The organism is Microbulbifer variabilis (assembly GCF_052468405.1).
Genome location: NZ_CP174343.1, coordinates 118,632 through 137,106 on the forward strand (window position 1 = coordinate 118,632; position 18,475 = coordinate 137,106).

Annotated in this window: 19 protein-coding genes and 2 tRNA genes; 18 read left to right on the forward strand and 3 right to left on the reverse strand. The window is 53.5% G+C overall.

Annotation, left to right across the window (positions count from 1 at the left end; translation table 11 throughout):
* Nucleotides 1–10: 10 nt before the first annotated feature.
* A complete protein-coding gene (locus tag ACJJJB_RS00845; protein WP_445365521.1) occupies nucleotides 11–1,738 on the reverse strand; it encodes a proline--tRNA ligase in 1,728 nt (575 codons plus the stop codon).
* 225 nt (nucleotides 1,739–1,963) lie between these two features.
* Nucleotides 1,964–2,365 carry an HU family DNA-binding protein gene (locus ACJJJB_RS00850; RefSeq protein WP_020411952.1) on the reverse strand — a complete coding sequence of 134 codons (402 nt, stop codon included), beginning with the start codon at nucleotides 2,363–2,365 and terminating at the stop codon, nucleotides 1,964–1,966.
* A 290-nt stretch (nucleotides 2,366–2,655) separates the two neighbouring features.
* On the opposite strand from ACJJJB_RS00850, the gene ACJJJB_RS00855 reads away from it, so the two are divergent.
* The 17 genes from ACJJJB_RS00855 (at nucleotide 2,656) to ACJJJB_RS00935 (ending at nucleotide 14,996) form a co-directional block, all read left to right on the forward strand.
* A complete protein-coding gene (locus ACJJJB_RS00855) occupies nucleotides 2,656–2,925 on the forward strand; it encodes an FmdB family zinc ribbon protein (protein WP_020411953.1) in 270 nt (89 codons plus the stop codon).
* A 77-nt stretch (nucleotides 2,926–3,002) separates the two neighbouring features.
* Nucleotides 3,003–4,781: an aspartate--tRNA ligase gene (gene aspS / locus ACJJJB_RS00860; RefSeq protein ID WP_020411954.1), complete on the forward strand. Its 1,779-nt coding sequence runs from the start codon at nucleotides 3,003–3,005 to the stop codon at nucleotides 4,779–4,781.
* A 103-nt stretch (nucleotides 4,782–4,884) separates the two neighbouring features.
* On the forward strand, nucleotides 4,885–5,628 hold the full coding sequence (locus ACJJJB_RS00865) for a YebC/PmpR family DNA-binding transcriptional regulator (protein ID WP_353376995.1): 744 nt from the start codon (nucleotides 4,885–4,887) through the stop codon (nucleotides 5,626–5,628).
* 147 nt (nucleotides 5,629–5,775) lie between these two features.
* On the forward strand, nucleotides 5,776–6,309 hold the full coding sequence (gene ruvC / locus ACJJJB_RS00870) for a crossover junction endodeoxyribonuclease RuvC (protein WP_020411956.1): 534 nt from the start codon (nucleotides 5,776–5,778) through the stop codon (nucleotides 6,307–6,309).
* A gap of 59 nt (nucleotides 6,310–6,368) precedes the next feature.
* Nucleotides 6,369–6,980 carry a Holliday junction branch migration protein RuvA gene (gene ruvA / locus ACJJJB_RS00875; RefSeq protein ID WP_020411957.1) on the forward strand — a complete coding sequence of 204 codons (612 nt, stop codon included), beginning with the start codon at nucleotides 6,369–6,371 and terminating at the stop codon, nucleotides 6,978–6,980.
* Nucleotides 6,981–7,004: 24 nt separating this feature from the next.
* Nucleotides 7,005–8,027 (forward strand): Holliday junction branch migration DNA helicase RuvB, encoded by a 1,023-nt coding sequence (gene ruvB / locus ACJJJB_RS00880; protein ID WP_353376998.1) that lies wholly within the window; start codon nucleotides 7,005–7,007, stop codon nucleotides 8,025–8,027.
* A gap of 35 nt (nucleotides 8,028–8,062) precedes the next feature.
* Nucleotides 8,063–8,443, forward strand: a complete 381-nt coding sequence (locus tag ACJJJB_RS00885; protein WP_444946936.1) for a YbgC/FadM family acyl-CoA thioesterase — start codon at nucleotides 8,063–8,065, stop codon at nucleotides 8,441–8,443.
* 4 nt (nucleotides 8,444–8,447) lie between these two features.
* A complete protein-coding gene (tolQ, locus tag ACJJJB_RS00890; protein ID WP_020411960.1) occupies nucleotides 8,448–9,137 on the forward strand; it encodes a protein TolQ in 690 nt (229 codons plus the stop codon).
* Between the two features lie 20 nt (nucleotides 9,138–9,157).
* Entirely contained in the window at nucleotides 9,158–9,589 is a 432-nt protein-coding gene (gene tolR / locus ACJJJB_RS00895) for a protein TolR (protein WP_282951630.1), read from the forward strand.
* Between the two features lie 7 nt (nucleotides 9,590–9,596).
* Nucleotides 9,597–10,391, forward strand: a complete 795-nt coding sequence (gene tolA / locus ACJJJB_RS00900) for a cell envelope integrity protein TolA (RefSeq protein WP_445365522.1) — start codon at nucleotides 9,597–9,599, stop codon at nucleotides 10,389–10,391.
* The gene (tolB, locus tag ACJJJB_RS00905; protein ID WP_445365523.1) at nucleotides 10,388–11,683 is read left to right on the forward strand and encodes a Tol-Pal system beta propeller repeat protein TolB; all 1,296 of its coding nucleotides are present in this window, start codon (nucleotides 10,388–10,390) and stop codon (nucleotides 11,681–11,683) included. Before tolA ends, tolB begins: the two co-directional genes overlap by 4 nt.
* 95 nt (nucleotides 11,684–11,778) lie before the next feature.
* Nucleotides 11,779–12,264: an OmpA family protein gene (locus ACJJJB_RS00910; RefSeq protein ID WP_020411964.1), complete on the forward strand. Its 486-nt coding sequence runs from the start codon at nucleotides 11,779–11,781 to the stop codon at nucleotides 12,262–12,264.
* A gap of 18 nt (nucleotides 12,265–12,282) precedes the next feature.
* Nucleotides 12,283–13,107, forward strand: coding sequence for a tol-pal system protein YbgF (gene ybgF, locus ACJJJB_RS00915; RefSeq protein WP_445365524.1), 825 nt, complete (start codon nucleotides 12,283–12,285; stop codon nucleotides 13,105–13,107).
* 114 nt (nucleotides 13,108–13,221) lie between these two features.
* Nucleotides 13,222–13,881, forward strand: coding sequence for a 7-carboxy-7-deazaguanine synthase QueE (queE, locus tag ACJJJB_RS00920; protein ID WP_445365525.1), 660 nt, complete (start codon nucleotides 13,222–13,224; stop codon nucleotides 13,879–13,881).
* A gap of 49 nt (nucleotides 13,882–13,930) precedes the next feature.
* The gene (gene queC / locus ACJJJB_RS00925; RefSeq protein ID WP_445365526.1) at nucleotides 13,931–14,608 is read left to right on the forward strand and encodes a 7-cyano-7-deazaguanine synthase QueC; all 678 of its coding nucleotides are present in this window, start codon (nucleotides 13,931–13,933) and stop codon (nucleotides 14,606–14,608) included.
* Between the two features lie 132 nt (nucleotides 14,609–14,740).
* Nucleotides 14,741–14,816: transfer RNA gene (locus tag ACJJJB_RS00930), tRNA-Lys, on the forward strand.
* 104 nt (nucleotides 14,817–14,920) lie between these two features.
* Nucleotides 14,921–14,996 (forward strand) — tRNA-Lys (locus ACJJJB_RS00935).
* Nucleotides 14,997–16,097: 1,101 nt separating this feature from the next.
* Here the strand turns inward: ACJJJB_RS00935 and ACJJJB_RS00940 are convergent.
* Nucleotides 16,098–17,210: an NAD(P)/FAD-dependent oxidoreductase gene (locus ACJJJB_RS00940; protein ID WP_445365527.1), complete on the reverse strand. Its 1,113-nt coding sequence runs from the start codon at nucleotides 17,208–17,210 to the stop codon at nucleotides 16,098–16,100.
* A 165-nt stretch (nucleotides 17,211–17,375) separates the two neighbouring features.
* On the opposite strand from ACJJJB_RS00940, the gene nadA reads away from it, so the two are divergent.
* On the forward strand, nucleotides 17,376–18,428 hold the full coding sequence (nadA, locus tag ACJJJB_RS00945; protein ID WP_020411971.1) for a quinolinate synthase NadA: 1,053 nt from the start codon (nucleotides 17,376–17,378) through the stop codon (nucleotides 18,426–18,428).
* Nucleotides 18,429–18,475: the final 47 nt, after the last annotated feature.

The following is an 18,475-nucleotide window of genomic DNA, read 5'->3' on the forward strand; positions in this document are numbered from 1 at the left end:
GGGTTGTGGATTAGTGGCTGATTTTATCCAGTAAGACTTCTTCCAGCTGGGAGACAGCAAACTCCTGGCTTTCAGCATCGCCGCGCCCTTTGTACTCCACCACACCTTTTTCCAGGCCGCGGTCGCCGATTACGATACGGTGTGGGATACCGATCAACTCGACATCTGCAAGCATGGCGCCAAGTCGTGCCTTTGGCTCATCCATCAGCAATACATCGATGCCATTGTTGCGCAGGGATTCGTACAGGTGGTCGCACTTCTCCCGCACCACTTCGCTTTTGTGCATATTGATAGGCACGATCGCCAGCTGGAACGGAGCGATTGCATCTGGCCACAGAATGCCGGAATCGTCGTGATTCTGTTCGATCGCTGCCGCTACGATACGGGAAACACCGATGCCGTAACAACCCATCGGCATTACCTGTTCCTTACCGTTTTCGTCGAGTACAGTGGCATTCATTGCGCGGCTGTATTTGTCACCCAGCTGGAAGATATGGCCTACTTCAATGCCGCGTTTGATTTCCAGGGTTCCCTGTCCATCAGGGCTGATATCGCCGGGAACCACATTGCGCAGATCGGCAATACGGCCGAGCTCTACATCGCGACCCCAGTTCACGCCGGTATAGTGGTAATCGTCGCGGTTAGCACCACAGATGAAATCTGCCAAGTGCGCTGCTGATCTATCCACAACCATCTCGATCTTCATGCCCACTGGGCCCAGAGAACCGATATTGCAGCCCAGCTCGTCAGCGATACGTTGCTCTGGTGCGAACTCAAGCGGGCTTGCGATACCGGCCAGCTTTTCCGCTTTTAGTTCATTTAACTCGTGGTCGCCGCGGAGGACCAGCGCGACCAGTGGTGCGGTTTCCCCTTCTTCGCATGCGCCCATCACAATGAGAGTTTTCACCGAGTGGGCAGGGTCGCTCTTCAGGAATTCGCTGACATCGACGATGGTTTTCTGCCCTGGGGTGTGCACTTCCTGCATATCCCCACTGGGTGCGGCACGCTCACCGGCAGGGGCTACAGCTTCAGCCAGCTCTACGTTGGCTGCGTAACGGGACTCTGTGGAGAAGGCGATATCATCTTCACCACTTTGTGCCAGAACGTGGAACTCGTGGGAACTGGAGCCTCCGATAGAGCCGGTATCCGCCAGTACTGGACGGTAGTCCAGGCCAATGCGGTCAAAAATACGACAATAGGCATTGTGCATTACGTCGTAGGTTTCCTGCAGGGAGTCCGCATCGATATGGAAGGAGTAGGCGTCTTTCATGGTGAACTCGCGTGCGCGCATTACACCAAAACGGGGGCGAATTTCGTCGCGGAATTTGGTTTGTACCTGGTAGAAACTCGCCGGTAGTTGTTTATAGCTGTTGATCTCGTTGCGGATCAAATCGGTGATCACTTCTTCGTGGGTTGGGCCCAGGCAGAAGTGATTATTGTGGCGGTCCTGGATTCGCAGCAGCTCAGGGCCATACTGCTGCCAGCGGCCGGATTCTTCCCAAAGCTCTGCCGGTTGTACCACGGGCATTAGTACTTCCAGTGCTCCGGCTCGGTCCATTTCCTCGCGTACAATACGCTCCACCTTACGCAGCACGCGCAATCCTGTGGGTAACCAGGTGTACAGGCCGGATGACAGGCGACGGATCATACCCGCGCGCAACATTAGTTGATGGCTAATTACCACCGCGTCGTTTGGGGTTTCTTTTTGGGTTGCAATGAGATAACGGGATGCGCGCATAGGAATCTGTTGGGCTCAATTATCAGTAAGCTGGCTATTTTACGCTATTCATCGCGCAATAAATATTGCCGCTTGGTTCTGGTCTGGTTATTAAGATTGGGGGGCAGTGAGCTCTAACTGGCTCATATCCTATGTAAGCCAAATTAAGTAGGAAAGGGCGTTTTCCGAGTACATTAGTAAAAAACCCCGCATGAGCGGGGTTTTTTACTGAGGAAGAGGGATGTCTTAGGACTCCGCCATTTCTTTCAGCTTCTTCAGCGGACGAACTTTCACCTGAATGCTGGCCGGCTTGGCCTTAAAGGTGGTCTCTTCACCAGTGAACGGGTTGATGCCCTTGCGAGCCTTCTTGGCCGGCTTCTTCACGGTGGTGATTTTCATCAGGCCAGGCAGAGCGAACTCGCCAATAGCGCGCTTCTTGATGTGACCTTCGATGATATCGCTCAGCTCATCCAGAACAGACTGAACCTGTTTGCGGGACAGCTCAGTGTTTTCCGCAATTTGGTTCAGGACCTGGGTTTTAGTGTACTTTTCCTTGATTGCCTTTACTTTTTTGGCCGGTGCGGCTTTCTTAGCTGGAGCCTTTTTGGCAGCAGCTGTTTTAGTAGCAGCTTTCCTGGTAACAGCCATGGCTTACTTCCTTCTTTTGTTGTTTGGTATGTATCCGGTAAAAGTGTGTTTGGTCTCCCGCTGCGCTGCATCCAAAAAACGGCGGTCTCAGCGGGTGATGGAGGGAAGTATATATAGTTTTTGTTCGGCCGCACGGGGAAATACTGGAAAAATAGTGCTTTTTCTATAGTTTTTAGCCTTTTTGTGACTCTGAAACCCCTCTCGACAGGCCAAAAGGTGGGGGCAGCTTCTTCCCTTTGGGGGGCTCATGTATACTCTGTCCCCCTTTTTACAGCACCAGGTACTGAGTAATGCCGATCTATGAATACCAGTGCAATGCCTGCGGCCATGAAATGGAGGCCCTGCAGCGCATGAGCGATGACCCGCTCAAAGACTGTCCAGCCTGTGAACAGGCAGAGCTGCGTAAGAAAGTTTCCGCGGCTGGATTCCGCCTGAAGGGCGGCGGTTGGTATGAGACTGACTTTAAAACCGGTAATAAGAAAAACCTTGCCGGTGGCGCAGCCAATAATGGTAATGCCAAGGGCGACAAGCCCGCTAAGCCGGCGGCAAAGACGGCCTAGATCCGCTGTGCGGGTTTGCCCGCGCGGTGTACTCTCTACTTAAACTTTTCACCTATCGATAACGGGAATTTTCATCCATGCGCAGCGACTACTGTGGCGTCCTTCGTTCCGCGGACATAGACCGTGTAGTAACCCTCTGTGGCTGGGTCGATCGCCGTCGAGATCACGGCGGTGTGATCTTCATCGACCTGCGCGATCGCGAGGGTATTGTTCAAGTAGTATTTGATCCGGATGCTGCCGAGCATTTCGAAATGGCCGACCGCGTGCGCAGTGAATATGTGCTTAAGGTCACTGGGCGTGTGCGTGCCCGCGCTCCAGAGGCATTGAATCCAAATATGGATACAGGTGAAGTCGAGGTATATGGCACCGAGCTGGAAATTCTCAATGCAGCGGAAACCGTACCTTTCCAGTTGGATGAGCATACCGAAGTAGGTGAGGACGTACGTCTTAAGTACCGTTACCTGGATCTGCGCCGCAATGAGATGCAGAGCAATTTGTATTTCCGCTCCAAGTTGACCACTGCTATCCGCAATTACCTGGATGAACACGGCTTCCTCGATATTGAAACTCCAATCCTGACCCGTGCCACCCCGGAAGGCGCGAGGGATTATCTGGTCCCAAGCCGGACCCACGAAGGTAAATTCTTCGCCCTGCCGCAGTCTCCACAGCTGTTTAAGCAGTTGTTGATGGTTTCCGGCTTTGACCGCTACTACCAGATAGCCAAGTGTTTCCGAGACGAGGACCTGCGTGCGGACCGCCAGCCGGAATTTACCCAGATCGATATCGAGACTTCCTTCCTCGACGAGGAAGAGATCATGGCGATCACCGAAGGTATGGTCCGCAAGCTGTTTAAGGAATTGAAGGGCATTGAGTTGGGCGAGTTCCCCCGCATGACCCACTATCAGGCCATGTTGCGCTACGGTTCCGACAAGCCGGATCTGCGTATTCCGCTGGAAATGGTAGAAATTAAAGACCTGATGACCGAAGTGGATTTCAAGGTATTTTCCGGACCGGCTAATGACCCTAAGGGCCGTGTGGCCGCGATCAAAGTACCTGGTGGCTGCGATAAGCTGACCCGCAAGCAGATCGATGACTACGGTAAGTTTGTCGGAATCTATGGCGCTAAGGGGTTGGCCTATGTGAAAGTCAACGATCGCGCTGACCTTGAAAACGGTCTGCAGTCTCCAATTGTTAAATTCCTACCCCTGGAAACACGCGCGGCAATCCTCGACCGTTTGCAGGCGCAAGATGGAGATATTATTTTCTTCGGAGCGGATACGGCTAAGGTGGTTTCTGAAGCCCTGGGTGCATTGCGCTGCAAGCTGGGTGAAGACCTGGATCTCTATACCAGCGAGTGGGCTCCCTTATGGGTGGTGGCCTTCCCGATGTTTGAGGAAAATGATGACGGTAGCCTTACCGCATTGCACCACCCGTTTACTGCGCCCTCTTGCAGCCCGGAAGAGTTGGAGAAAAATCCGCTCGAAGCTTTGTCGCGCGCTTACGATATGGTGCTAAATGGCACTGAGCTGGGTGGTGGCTCTGTACGTATCCATGATCAAGAGATGCAGCAGGCGGTATTCCGCATTCTCGGCATTGATGAGGAAGAGCAGCGCGAGAAATTTGGCTTCCTGTTAGATGCGCTTAAATACGGTGCGCCCCCCCACGGTGGCCTTGCCTTTGGTTTGGATCGTCTGGTTATGCTAATGACCGGCAGCGACTCTATCCGCGATGTGATCGCTTTCCCAAAAACCCAGAGTGCGGCCTGTGTGATGACAGATGCACCGGGAACGGTGGACGCCAAGCAGCTGCGTGAATTAAGCATCCGCCTGCGCCAGAAAGAAGAACAAATCAGCTGATTTTCCCCGGTGGGCTATGCGAAGCGAGCCCGCGAAATCGTGTAGATGGACAGCTCGCTTCGCTTACTGGTCCATCCCACGCACAGACTGAAGAGAGACGACAATGGCCGGACATAGTAAATGGGCCAATATCAAGCACCGCAAAGCGGCCCAAGATGCCAAGCGGGGCAAGGTTTTTACCAAGATTATTCGCGAATTGACGGTTGCAGCGAAAGCGGGGCCGAACCCAGATGATAACCCGACGTTAAGGGCTACCATTGATAAAGCTCTGGGCGCCAATATGAAGCGCGATACCATCGATAAGGCGATCGCCCGCGGGGCCGGAAATGCTGAGGGTGAAAACTACGAAGCGGTTGTATACGAAGGGTACGGTGTTGGTGGTGTAGCGGTGTTGGTAGAGTGCCTGACCGACAACCGCAACCGTACGGTGGCCGAAGTGCGCCACGCTTTTTCCAAGCGCGGTGGAAACCTGGGTACAGATGGCTCGGTAAGTTACCTGTTCACGCGTAAAGGTCAGATGTTCTACGAGACTGGGGTCGATGAGGATTCGCTGATGGAAGCGGCCCTGGAAGCGGGTGCTGAAGATATCGAGACCAATGACGATGGCAGCGTTGAAGTTACCACTGAATTCCAGGACTACCTGACAGTAAAAGACGCGCTGGTAGAAGCTGGTTTTACTCCGGATAGTGCCGAGATTGCGATGATCCCCTCCACCACAGTTCCCCTGGATAAAGAAGGTGCGGAGAAGGTGCTGGCGCTGGTCGAGATGCTGGAGGATCTCGATGATGTGCAAAACGTTTACACCAATGCGGATATTCCTGCAGAGGTCATGGAAGAGTTGGGCTAACTCCCGCTCACTGCAGGGCAGGGAGCGTCCTGCCTTGCCCCATGAGATTTTCGATACGCTCCTCGCAAGCTCTCCCTTGACGCTTTCATCTCACCTTGGGACACTCCCACCACTATATAAACATACAGATACCTGGGGAGCTGCCTCTTGACCCGAATTTTGGGTATTGACCCCGGCTCGCGTAAAACGGGCTATGGAATTATCGATGTGGAGCGGGGTAAGGCTCGCTATGTGGCTAGTGGGGTTATTCGTATTCCCGAGGGACCTCTGCCGGAACGCCTCAAGCTGATTTTCGATGCGGTGTGCCAGATTGCACAGCAATACCAGCCTGCACAGATGGCAATTGAAAACGTATTTATGTCCAAGAGTGCAGGCTCCGCCCTAAAACTGGGGCAAGCCCGTGGTGCCGCTATTGTGGCTGGGACCAATAGCGGCCTCGAGGTTGCCGAGTATGAAGCGCGCAAGGTCAAACAGGCGGTGGTGGGCAATGGCGGTGCAGATAAATTGCAAGTTCAGCATATGGTAAAAACCCTGCTGTCGCTGCCAGCGGCGCCCCAGGAGGATGCCGCTGATGCGCTCGCGGTGGCGCTGTGTCATATGCATACAGAGCAGACATTGGCATTTACCGCTGGAGATGGGGGGGCGCGCAGTCGCTTCCGTCGCGGGCGTCTCAGTATGTGAATGGCTCCTGCCGCTCTCCCTCTTTCGTTGGGGCAGGTATAACAAATTTGGAATAACACATGATTGGACGATTGAGCGGCTCTCTGGCCGCAGTGCAGCCGCCGCTGCTATTGGTGGATGTGCAGGGAGTTGGCTACGAAGTGCTCGCTCCCATGACCACTATCTTTGAGCTCCCGGCCCTGGGTCAGCAGGTGCAGTTGCACACCCATTTGGCCGTTTCAGAGACTGCCCAGCAGTTGTATGGCTTTATCCGTGATGCCGATCGTAAGCTTTTTCGGACCCTGATAAAGGTAAGTGGTGTTGGACCCAAAATGGCACTGGCAATTCTGTCTGGACTCGACGGTGCGGCGTTGGCGCGCTGTGTTGCAGAAGACAATGTTGCAGCTCTGGTAAAAGTGCCTGGTGTGGGTAAGAAGACTGCTGAGCGTTTGATAGTGGAGCTGCGGGATAAGTTGACCCCGGACTTTGGTGATGCCAACGATATCCCCTTGATAGCCGCGACTGCCAGCCCCAGGGCAGATCATGCCGGAGAGGCTGAAAGTGCCCTGGCGGCATTGGGCTACAAGCCAACTGAAGCCAGTAAAATGGTTGCCCGCGCCAGCAAGGAGCAGCCTGATGCAGATAGTGCTACCTTGATTCGCTTGGCCCTGAAGGGCATGGCGCCCGCGTAAATTGAGTGCCCTGGAGTTGTTGCGATGATAGAAGCTGATCGCCTGGTAGCACCTGATCCGGTAGGCCCTGCGGGCCACGAAGAGCAGTATGACCGCGCTGTGCGCCCCAAGACTCTGTCGGACTATGTGGGTCAGCCGGTGGTGCGTGAGCAGATGGAGATCTTTATCCAGGCCGCCAAACTGCGCAAAGAGGCCCTGGATCACACCCTGGTGTTTGGCCCGCCCGGCCTGGGTAAAACCACCCTTGCGAATATTATTGCTGCGGAGATGGGAGTGGCTATCAAGACCACTTCCGGGCCCGTGCTGGAAAAGGCGGGCGACCTGGCCGCCTTGATGACCAATTTAGAGCCGGGTGATGTGTTGTTTATCGATGAGATTCACCGCCTGAGCCCACATGTGGAGGAAGTCCTGTATCCGGCGATGGAGGACTACCAGCTGGATATCATGATTGGTGAAGGGCCTGCGGCACGCTCAATCAAACTGGATTTGCCACCTTTCACCCTGGTGGGCGCCACAACCAGGGCTGGCTTGCTCACCTCCCCCCTGCGCGATCGCTTCGGCATAGTTCAACGCCTTGAATTCTATAACGTGAAAGACCTCACCAGCATCGTGCGCCGCTCCGCGGGCCTTATGGGGGTGGATATGGATGAGGGGGGAGCCCTGGAGGTGGCGCGGCGCGCCCGCGGCACCCCGCGGATTGCAAACCGCCTGCTCCGCCGCGTCCGCGATTATGCCGATGTTAAGGGCAATGGCTCTGTGGATTCGGCCACCGCGGATGCCGCGCTCAATATGCTCAATGTGGATGCCCGCGGCTTCGACCAGCTCGACCGACGCATGTTGCTAGCCATGATTGAGAAGTTTGATGGCGGCCCGGTTGGGGTAGACAGCCTAGCAGCAGCGGTGAGTGAGGAGCGCGATACCCTGGAGGACGTAATTGAGCCCTACCTGATTCAACAGGGCTATATCGCTCGCACACCTCGTGGACGGGTGGTTACAGGGCTCGCCTATGAACATTTCGGCATACCAGCGCCGGATAAAAAGCAGTGAGAGGAAACGGGGTGAAGGGAGACTTCAGTATTCCCATGCGTGTGTATATCGAAGATACAGACGCGGGCGGCATTGTGTATTACGTGAATTATTTGAAATATATGGAGCGCGCGCGCACAGAACTGTTGCGCTCCCTCGGTTATGATAAGCCGGCGATGCCGGCGCAGGGGCTTTTACTGGTGGTGCACTCCGCCGAGATCCAGTACCGCCGCTCCGCTCTACTCGATGATGCATTGCGCGCTACTGCGGCGATTGGCAAACTGGGGCGAGCCGCGGTGACTTTCGAGCAAAAAATCTGGCGCGGCGATGAGCTAATTTGCGAAGGTGTGGTCAAAGTTGCCTGTGTCGCTGACGACAGCCGCAGGCCCTGTGCCCTGCCGGAACCTATTTATTCAGCATTAAAGGCAGTTATTTAAGAAGATGAACGCCGGTGAACAACTTTCTCTTTGGGGGCTAATTCAGAACGCCAGCCTGTTGGTACAGCTCGTGATGCTGTTGCTTTTATTGGCCTCTGTGGTGTCTTGGGTCATGATTATCCAGCGCGGGCTTTACCTGTCCCAGGCCAAGCGCGGCCTCAGTAGCTTTGAACGTCGCTTCTGGTCCGGTGCGGACCTCAACAAGTTGTTTCGCGAGGGGAGTGAGCGCGCCGAAAAAGGCAAAACCGATGGGGTCGAATCCCTGTTCCGCGCCGGCTTTACCGAGTTTACCCGCCTGCGACAGCAGGGCAGCAGTGGCCCTGAAGCGGTTATGGAGGGTACTGAGCGGGCGATGCGCGTGGCCATGTCACGTGAGCAGGAAAAGGTGGAAATGAATCTGCCGTTTCTGGCTACTGTTGGCTCTGTCAGTCCCTATATCGGCCTGTTTGGCACCGTTTGGGGGATTATGAATTCTTTCCGCGGTCTCGCCACGATGCACCAAGCCACCATTGCCACGGTTGCCCCAGGTATCAGTGAGGCACTGGTGGCCACGGCTATGGGCCTATTTGCGGCAATACCTGCAGTGATGGCATACAACCGCTACTCGGCCAAAGCGGAGTGGCTGTTATCCAGCTACGAAACTTTTGCCGAGGAGTTTTCCTCGATCCTGCACCGCAAAGTGCACTCTGGCTGAGTAGTGAGTAGGCGAACCCTATGAGTGTGTTTCGCAAAGGAACCAAGAAGAAGCTGGTATCCGAAATCAATGTGGTGCCCTACATCGATGTGATGCTGGTGCTTCTAATTGTCTTTATGGTCACGGCACCATTATTGATGCAAGGGGTCAAAGTCGACCTGCCCAACGCGCCCTCGGCGCCGATGGAGGATACCGACGAGGAGCCGTTGATCGTGTCTGTACGAGCCGACGGTACCTATTACCTGAACCTGGGATCAGAGGAAAAAGAAGCTAAGCCACTGTCTGAAATCAAGGAGACGGTGGGCAAGGTTTTGCGCCAAAAGCCAAAAACCCCGGTGTTGGTATGGGGCGATACCGATGCCAGGTACGGCCTGATCGTGAATGCCATGACTGAGCTGCAACAGGCGGGAGCGCCCAGTGTCGGTCTGGTGACAGAGCCACCGCAGGGGTAGTGTGTCGGTGAATAAAGGCTTTTATGCACTGGCGATTATAATCAGCCTCCTGTTGCACGGAGCGCTGATTGCTGCCATCACTTATGGCTGGGATGCCAGCAGTATGCCCGAGCGCAAGGCTATGCCGAAGTTTGTGCAGGCCAAACTGGTGACTATCGAAGCAGCCACGCCGCAGAAAAAGCTGCCAAAGAAGGTGGATAAGATCCAGCAGCGCGCCCAGCGCGAGGCAGAGCAGAAGCGCAAGGCTGAGGTCGAACGTAAGCGCCGCGCGGCCCTGGAGCAGAAGAAAAAGCTCGAGGCTGAAAAGAAACGCAAGGCCAAAGCTGAGGCCGATCGCAAGGCTAAGCAAGAGAAGGCCCGTCGCGAGAAAGAGCGTAAGGAAAAGGAGCGCAAAGAGAAAGAACTGAAGGAGCAGTTGGCTAAAGAGCGCCAGAGTTCTTTTGATGAAGCACTGGAGGAAGAGCAGGAGTTATTGGATGCCAATGAGGGGCAGCAGGCAGTAATGTCTGTTGGTCAGGCAATCCAGCAGCGTATTGAATCAGTATGGAGTCGCCCGCCGAGTGCGCGTAACGGTATGCTGACCAAAGTGAAAATTAATTTTGTCCCCACCGGTCGAGTAGTGGCAACTAATATCGTCGAGGGCAGCGGCAACGCCGCTCTGGACCGTTCGGTTCTTACAGCTATTCGTCGGGTAGAAGTTTTCCCTGAAGTGGCTGAGCTGGCCAGGGAAGAACCAGTAATTTTCGAGCGGGAAGTCCGCACTACTATTTTGAACTTTAAAGTCGAAGATCTGCGCCAATGATCAAGAGTTTACTGAAAACAGTCGTCATTATTGCCATCGCCTCGGTGAGCCTGGGGGCTCGGGCCCAGCTGGTGGTAGATATCACAAGCGGTATCGATGATCCTACTCCTATTGCGATATCTCCTTTCAGCTGGTCCGGCAGCGGTGTGCTGAAAGAGGATGTCTCCGGGATTATTTCCGCAGACCTGCGCCGGAGCGGCCTATTCTCTCCGGTGCCCAAAGAGGACATGCTGTCTTTTCCTAAAACCCCGGAAGATGTGGTGTTTCGGGACTGGCGTATTCTCGGTACCGAATACATAGTGACTGGTAGAATCGAGCCCCAGGCTTCCGGTTACCTGCTCACTTTTGACCTTGTTAATGTGTTCGGCCAGCACAAGATGTTCACCAAGCAAGTGCGCGGTGGCCAGACCCAGCTGCGGGATATCGCCCATCGCGCCGCAGATGAAATCTTTGAAGCCATAACCGGTATTCGTGGTGCCTTCTCTACCGAAATGGTATACGTGCAGGAAGAAACCCGCGGCGGTAAACCCAGCTATGTGCTGATGCGCTCAGATATCGATGGCGCCCGCGCCAAGCAGATTCGCCGCTTTAATGCGCCGGTGATGTCTCCCATGTGGTCGCCAAATGGACAGGAGCTGGCTTATGTTTCTTTCGAGACCGGCCGCCCGGCGATATTCCGCGAGAACCTGCGTACCGGTGCGCGCAAGCAACTGACTAACTTCAAGGGCATCAATAGCTCGCCGACGTGGTCCCCCGATGGAACCAAGTTGGCCATGGTGCTCTCCAAGGACGGCAACCCGGAGATCTACGTACTGGATCTGGTGAGCAACAAATTCACCCGTATGACCAGACACTTCTCCATTGATACCGAGCCAAACTGGATGCCTGATGGTAAATCGTTGGTTTTCACATCCGATAGGGGAGGAAAACCACAAATTTACCAATTGACTCTTGCCACTGGTCAAGTCGACCGCTTAACCTTCGATGGCGACTACAATGCGCGGCCGCGTGTTTCTCCTGATGGGAAGACGTTGGTCATGGTACATCGCAACCGGGGAACCTTTACCATCGCCACGATGGATATTAATTCGGGCAGAATGCGTGTCCTCACGGAGACCACACTGGACGAATCCCCTAGCATTGCACCGAATGGGGCAATGTTGATGTACGCAACCAAGCGCGGAGACAAAGGTATTCTGGCTGCGGTATCGCTGGATGCTGGGGTGAAGTACAACCTGCCCTCACAAAGGGGTGATGTCCGGGAACCGGCATGGTCGCCATACTTTGATTGAGGCGGGGGCCCGACGCGTTGATGCGTAGGGTGTTTAAAAGACCAATTTTAAAAATCTTTCAGGATTTTCGATAACACAAAAAAGCGGAGTAGCTTATGTTGAAATCAGTTAAAACAGGTTTTGGACTGGCCTGTGTATTTGCAGTAATGGCCGGTTGTAGCAGCACTGACAGTGAGCAGAGCGGTCAGGAAGTTGTAAACCAAACCGACATTGAAGCTCCGGTTGAGACCAATGTTGTAGACGATGGCGAGGCTCTGGCTCCTCTGGAAAACGTAGTTTACTTCGACTTCGACCAATCCCTTCTGAAGCCGGAAACCCGTGAGTTACTGATCCGTCATGCTGACCGTATGCGCAGTGCTTCTGGCTCTGTGCGTCTGGAAGGCCACGCTGATGAGCTGGGTACCCGTGAGTACAACCTGGCTCTGGGTGAGCGCCGTGCTAATGCTGTACGCGACTTTTTGGTACTGCAAGGCGTAGATGCAGCTACTCTGGAAGTGATCAGCTACGGTGAAGAGCGCCCGGCTCAAATGGGCTCTAACGAAGCTGCCCGTGCGATGAACCGTCGCGTTGTTATTAACTAATCGTCAAAATGGATGCCAATGGCTTTTACGATTAGAAAACTGGCGATTACCGCAGCATTAATGGCTGCGGCATCGCCCGTATTCTCCCAGGCTCCGATTGTGGATCTGTCTGCCAGCAGTCAGGAGCAGTCGATTTCCCCGAGCGATAGTGACGCTGCGGAAATGCAGCTCGCCCGTGCCGGAAGTCCGGCTCCGAAAGCCAAGACTAACCCCCAGGCCGAAGCCTACTACCAGATGCAAGTGCTGCAGCAGGAAGTACGTGAACTGAGGGGGACGGTCGAGGAGCTGCGCCACGAGATCAAACGTCTCAAGCAGCAGCGCACCGAGGACTATATGGACCTGGATCGGCGTATTGCCCGCCTCAGCGGTACAGAGCCCTCGTCTCAGCCGCCAGCCAATGCCGACGATGGCGGAGCAACTTCCGCTCAGGGCGGTAGCGCAATGCCTGCCAAGCCTCAGGGCCCAAAAGGCGGCAAGAGTGAGCGCGATCGCTATCAGGCCAGTTTTGGCCTCGCTCGCAATGGCGACTACGGTGGTGCCAGCGCTGAGTTCAAGAGTCTGCTGCAAGACTTTCCCAATGGGCAGTACGCTCCCAATGCCAACTACTGGCTGGGTGAGATAGCACTAGTGCAGGGAAACCTGGAAGAGGCTCGAGAATGGTTTGTGGCACTGCTTGATGGCTACCCCAACTCCAATAAAGTCTGGGACGGTCGTTACAAGCTGGGTACTGTTTACCACCAGCTCGGTGACCAGCAGAAAGCCCGCAACCTGCTTGAGCAGGTTGCTGCCAGCGACGCCAGGGCATCAAACCTGGCGAAGAAGTATCTCCAGGAGAACTTTTAGTAGCGGATAATTCGTTACTCTCAAAGCACCATCGCTGGTTTTTTGAGCAGAAAAAGCCTATGATCCCGCGCCCGGATGGCATGTGCCCTCTGGGCGTTTTTGTGTCGGGTGTATATGTCCAGTCTGTCTAAAGAATCACTGAGAATTAGTGAAATTTTCTACTCCCTTCAGGGGGAAGCACGAGAAAGTGGCCTGCCAACAGTGTTTGTTCGCTTAACTGGCTGCCCGCTGCGCTGTACCTATTGCGACTCCGAATACGCTTTTTATGGTGGAGAGCGTATGACTCTGGAGCAGATATTACAGCAGGTAAATAGCCATCCGGCGCGACATGTCTGTGTGACTGGCGGTGAGCCCCTGGCGCAACCCAATTGCCTGCCCTTGCTGGAGTCCTTATGTGATGAGGGTTACTCAGTAAGCCTGGAGACCAGCGGGGCCATGCCTGTGGACCAGGTAGACCCGCGTGTCTCCCGGGTTGTGGATCTGAAGACACCAGCTTCTGGGGAGCACCACCGCAACCGCATGGAAAATATGCAAGTGCTCACCCGCGATGACCAGATTAAATTTGTGATCTGCGATCGCGGCGATTATGAGTGGGCCAGATTTACGCTGGATCAGTACAGCTTGCCAGAGCGAGTAGGGGAAGTGCTCTTCTCGCCCAGTTATGAGCAGCTGCAGGCGCGGCAGCTAGCTGAGTGGATACTGGCGGATGGCCTGCCGGTGCGTATGCAGATGCAGCTACATAAGTTGCTCTGGGGAGATATTCCTGGGGTTTAATTCCATGCCCCGGTTTGCCGTCTGCTGCGTATAAATAAATGAGGAACTGATGACTGCAAAGAAAGCGGTAATTTTGCTATCTGGAGGCCTGGATTCAGCCACCGTACTCGCTATGGCAAATGCTGATGGCTATGAATGCTACGCATTAGGGTTCGATTATGGTCAGCGCCATGAGGCCGAACTGTTAGCCGCGGAAAGGGTTGCCAAGGCCCAGGGTGCCCGTGAGCACAAGGTAGTCAAGCTGGACCTGCGCGCTATTGGCGGTTCTGCTCTGACCGATGACTCTATTGAGGTACCGGAAGAGGAAACTGCTGGCATCCCTGTCACCTATGTACCTGCACGAAATACGGTTTTCCTTTCTATTGCCCTCGGTTGGGCTGAGGTTCTGGGGGCGCAGGATATTTTCGTTGGTGTTAATGCGGTGGACTATTCTGGGTATCCCGACTGCCGCCCAGAATACATTGATGCCTATGAAAAAATGGCAAACCTTGCCACCCGTGCTGGCGTTGAGGGGCACAAGCTCTCAATTCGCGCGCCTCTGATGCAGATGAGTAAAGCGGATATTGTGCGTGAAGGGACGCGTCTTGGGGTGGACTACAGTTTGACGGTATCCTGTTACCAGGCGCGCCCGGATGGAGCCGCCTGTGGGCGTTGCGATAGTTGCCGTCTGCGCGCAGCGGGTTTTGCAGATGCAGGCCTTGAAGACCCTACAGTCTATACACAGTGACCGGTACCTGGTGCCAAATTTCAAAGAAAATACCTAACTCCTTAAATTTGTTGGATTTTTTTTCGAATTAGGTATTGTCTTTTCGGAATAGATCCGTAAGATACGCAGCTCCTCACATTGAGGCACGGAAAAGGGTCGTTAGCTCAGTTGGTAGAGCAGTTGGCTTTTAACCAATTGGTCGCTGGTTCGAATCCAGCACGACCCACCATTTTCCACCGGGTAAGCACACAGTTACCCAGTATGCTTTTTATATCTCCGCGCGAGAATAAAAGCTTCCTGAGTTGGGACATACCAAGATAGCCCAACGTTAAAGGGTCGTTAGCTCAGTTGGTAGAGCAGTTGGCTTTTAACCAATTGGTCGCTGGTTCGAATCCAGCACGACCCACCATCTCCATAAACCTCTCAGAATTCAGCGATTATGAGAGCATCTGAATTTCTCTACAGTCTCCTTCTGTCATCCGATTCCCGAGAGATTATTGTATAACTACATTTCGTCAACATGATTCCCCTCTTTGGCATAGTTTCCAATATTCTTATGGTGAAACTTAAATTCAGTTATGCCAGTGCGAATGTTGAAGTTGAATAGGGAAGTGGGCACAAATTTTTTTCCTATACTTTCAGTGCTTCTTTCTCATGGCGATATCCCTCTCGTTCAATAAAAATTAGCTCAGTGGTTGATCGGCCCAGGATCAGCCGATTTGAGAAGAGTTTCTAAGTATTTAGCTTTTCTGTATCTCAATTGATTCAGTGCTATGGGGCGTAAGTCTCTCGTATTCAGTTATCCACATTCCGATCTGTAATTCTTATCGCGCATTGACCTTAGTGAAAATCAGCGCTGTTTTATAGCTGTATTCTGCAAAGAGCGATTGCTTTGGCTTTTTGGGTGGTTAATAGTACCTGTTTAGGCCATGCAGAATTTAGTGATAAAACTTTAGTGGAATTTTATTGCCAGGAATTGTTTCCGGGTTCATGAGACTTACTGAAAAAATCAAAAATTCTATAGTCTGAGAATTATCATTGGGCCGGTTAAAGTTGTTGCGAACTGATTTGGAATTACCGGTAAAGTGCCACTGGTAGACTGGAGCAAAGCCTAATGGCGACTGACATTCTGACTGAAAATCCAATGTAGAGTTGTGGTGCGAATATTGGATCTATTATCCGGTCATTTCAGCCATATCTTTAGGGTAGGGGGTGAAATAAATGTTGCTGAGACCGAGCAGAATGCTATTAGCGGAGGTGCTGTAATGGTTAATCAACTAGGGGGTGACAATTTACAGTTTGCTTCCCAGACAAATGGCAGCCAAACCGCCCAGGTAACACAAAATGGCAGTGGAAATATGGGGAGCGTTTTCCAATAGATAAGCCAAAGAAGGCGCAGGATATTAAGTGGATATGATCTTGTGGAAGGGGTTGCTGTTCCATTTTACAGTGTGCAAAAAGAATTTCTGAGTGGGAGCTTTCGTCAAGAAATTAAAAGATAATTGAGCAGTTATTCCCGGCTAAGATATTTTCCCATGGCTAGGGCAGCGAGTTCGCCGAGGTAAAGTGCAGAGGTTAAGCCGGGGGATTCAATACCAAAAAAGGCTAGCAACTGCAGGTTAGATGCCTGGCCTTTTTGATAGATGTAAAAATCGCCTGCAGGGGCACCTTTGGGGACCAGTTTTGGGCGTATTCCTGCGTAGTCAGCGTGTAAAGAGCCACTTGGTAGGCCGGGCCAATACCGGCGGATGTTTCGATAGAATTTTTCCCCGCGCTTTGCGTCAATGCTGTAGTCAATCGCATTGACCCATTCTACATCAGGCCCAAATCGAGCATGGCCGGCTAAATCGAGAGTGAGATGTATACCCAGCCCACCTTGGTCAGGCAGGGGGTAAATCAAGTGTGAGAAAGGAGCCTTACCGGATAGGGTAAAGTAGCTCCCCTTGGCCATATATAGTGGTGGGATTGCTCTGAGAGTGGCTTCATCTATGCCGGAAAGCAACTTATTGGTGTGGAGTCCTGCGGCTACTACCAGCCGGGGTGTCTTGAGCTGGTAGCCATCCTCCATTGTCAGCAGATAGTCGTGCCCAGTGAACGACAGGTTTGTGACTCTGGTTGATAGGGCTAGTTGGCCACCTTGATCTTCCAGGGCTCCCTGAAGAGCGAGTAGCAGGGCGTGGCTATCAAAAATGCCTGTCGTTGGGGAATAAATTGCAGCGCAGCACTCCAAATCGGGTTCCAGCTTTCGGACATCCTTTGCAGTAAGAATTTGCAGCCCCCCTGCGTTGTTTGCATCGCCTTGTACTTTCAATGCATGTAGTTGAGGCAATTGGTCCTCGCTGGTGGCCACGATTAACTTACCGATGCGCTTGTGCTCTACGGCATATTGCTCGCAGAACCTGTAGAGCCTGGACTTGCCTTCGACGCACGCGCGGGCTTTTAGGCTATTAGTCGGGTAGTAGATCCCTGCATGAATGACTTCGCTGCTGCGAGCGCTGATCTCCGTACCTATAGCATTGTGTTGCTCGAGTACTATAACCCGGCGACCAGAGCGGGCGAGTGCATTAGCACTGGCAAGACCCAGGGCTCCGGCCCCGATCACTATGCAATCAGCTGTATCCATAAATTCCTTTGGGGACGGTCAAAACCAGGAGGAATGCGCAGATACAAACTCTAGGCAGTCGGCGCTGTCCAATGGCGTAGTAACTATAGATGAGGTTGTGAAAGCACTGTGTTGGCGCTGCAATGCGCTATAATGCGCCCTTTTCGCGAGTAGTGGTAGTTAGCCATGACCCAAAAGTCCGTTGCCGCAGAAACGGTAGAATCCCGCTCACTGGTGCAGGCACACTTGGCGGAGCCGGTTGTGACTCAATACAGTGATGAGGAATTGCAAGGCTGGCGTGAACGTATCAAGCGCCTGTTAGAAGAGCAGAATGCCGTACTGGTGGCTCACTATTATACGGATCCACTGATCCAGGCTCTGGCTGAAGAGACGGGCGGCTGTGTATCTGACTCCTTGGAAATGGCCCGCTTTGGCGCTAGGCATAGCGCTGATACTCTCGTGGTGGCGGGGGTGAAATTTATGGGGGAGACGGCCAAGATCCTGACCCCGAACAAGCGTGTCCTGATGCCTACTCTGGAGGCCACCTGTTCCCTGGACCTGGGCTGTCCACCCGATGAATTTTCAGAATTCTGTGACCAGCATCCCGATCGCACAGTAGTGGTATATGCCAACACGTCCGCTGCGGTAAAGGCACGCGCGGATTGGGTGGTAACCTCCAGCATCGCCCTGGATGTGGTAGATCACCTAGATGCCAACGGTGAGAAAATCCTCTGGGCACCGGATAAACATCTTGGTGGCTACGTTCAGCGCGAGACCGGCGCAGACGTCTTACTGTGGGATGGCTCCTGTATTGTGCATGAGGAGTTCAAGGCCAAGGGAGTGGAAGACCTGAAAGCCCTGTATCCAGATGCGGTGGTATTGGTACACCCGGAATCTCCCGCGTCGGTGGTTGCTTTGGCGGATGTCGTAGGCTCCACTTCGCAGATTATCAACGCGGCCAAAACCCGCCCGGAAAAGCGCTTTATTGTAGCCACCGATCAAGGCATCTTTTACAAAATGCAGCAGGAGTGTCCAGATAAGGAACTGATGGTTGCGCCTACTGCCGGTGCCGGTGCCACTTGTCGCAGCTGTGCCAACTGCCCTTGGATGGCGATGAACTCCCTGGAAAATCTCTGTGGGGTTTTGGAGCGCGGCGATAATGAAATTTTTGTAGATGCAGAGCTGGGCCGCAAGGCAATGATTCCCCTGCAGCGAATGTTGGATTTTCGCAGGGCCTGACGGGTTAATTTAGCCGTATAGCGATAAAAAGCGGCTGTTGGCCGCTT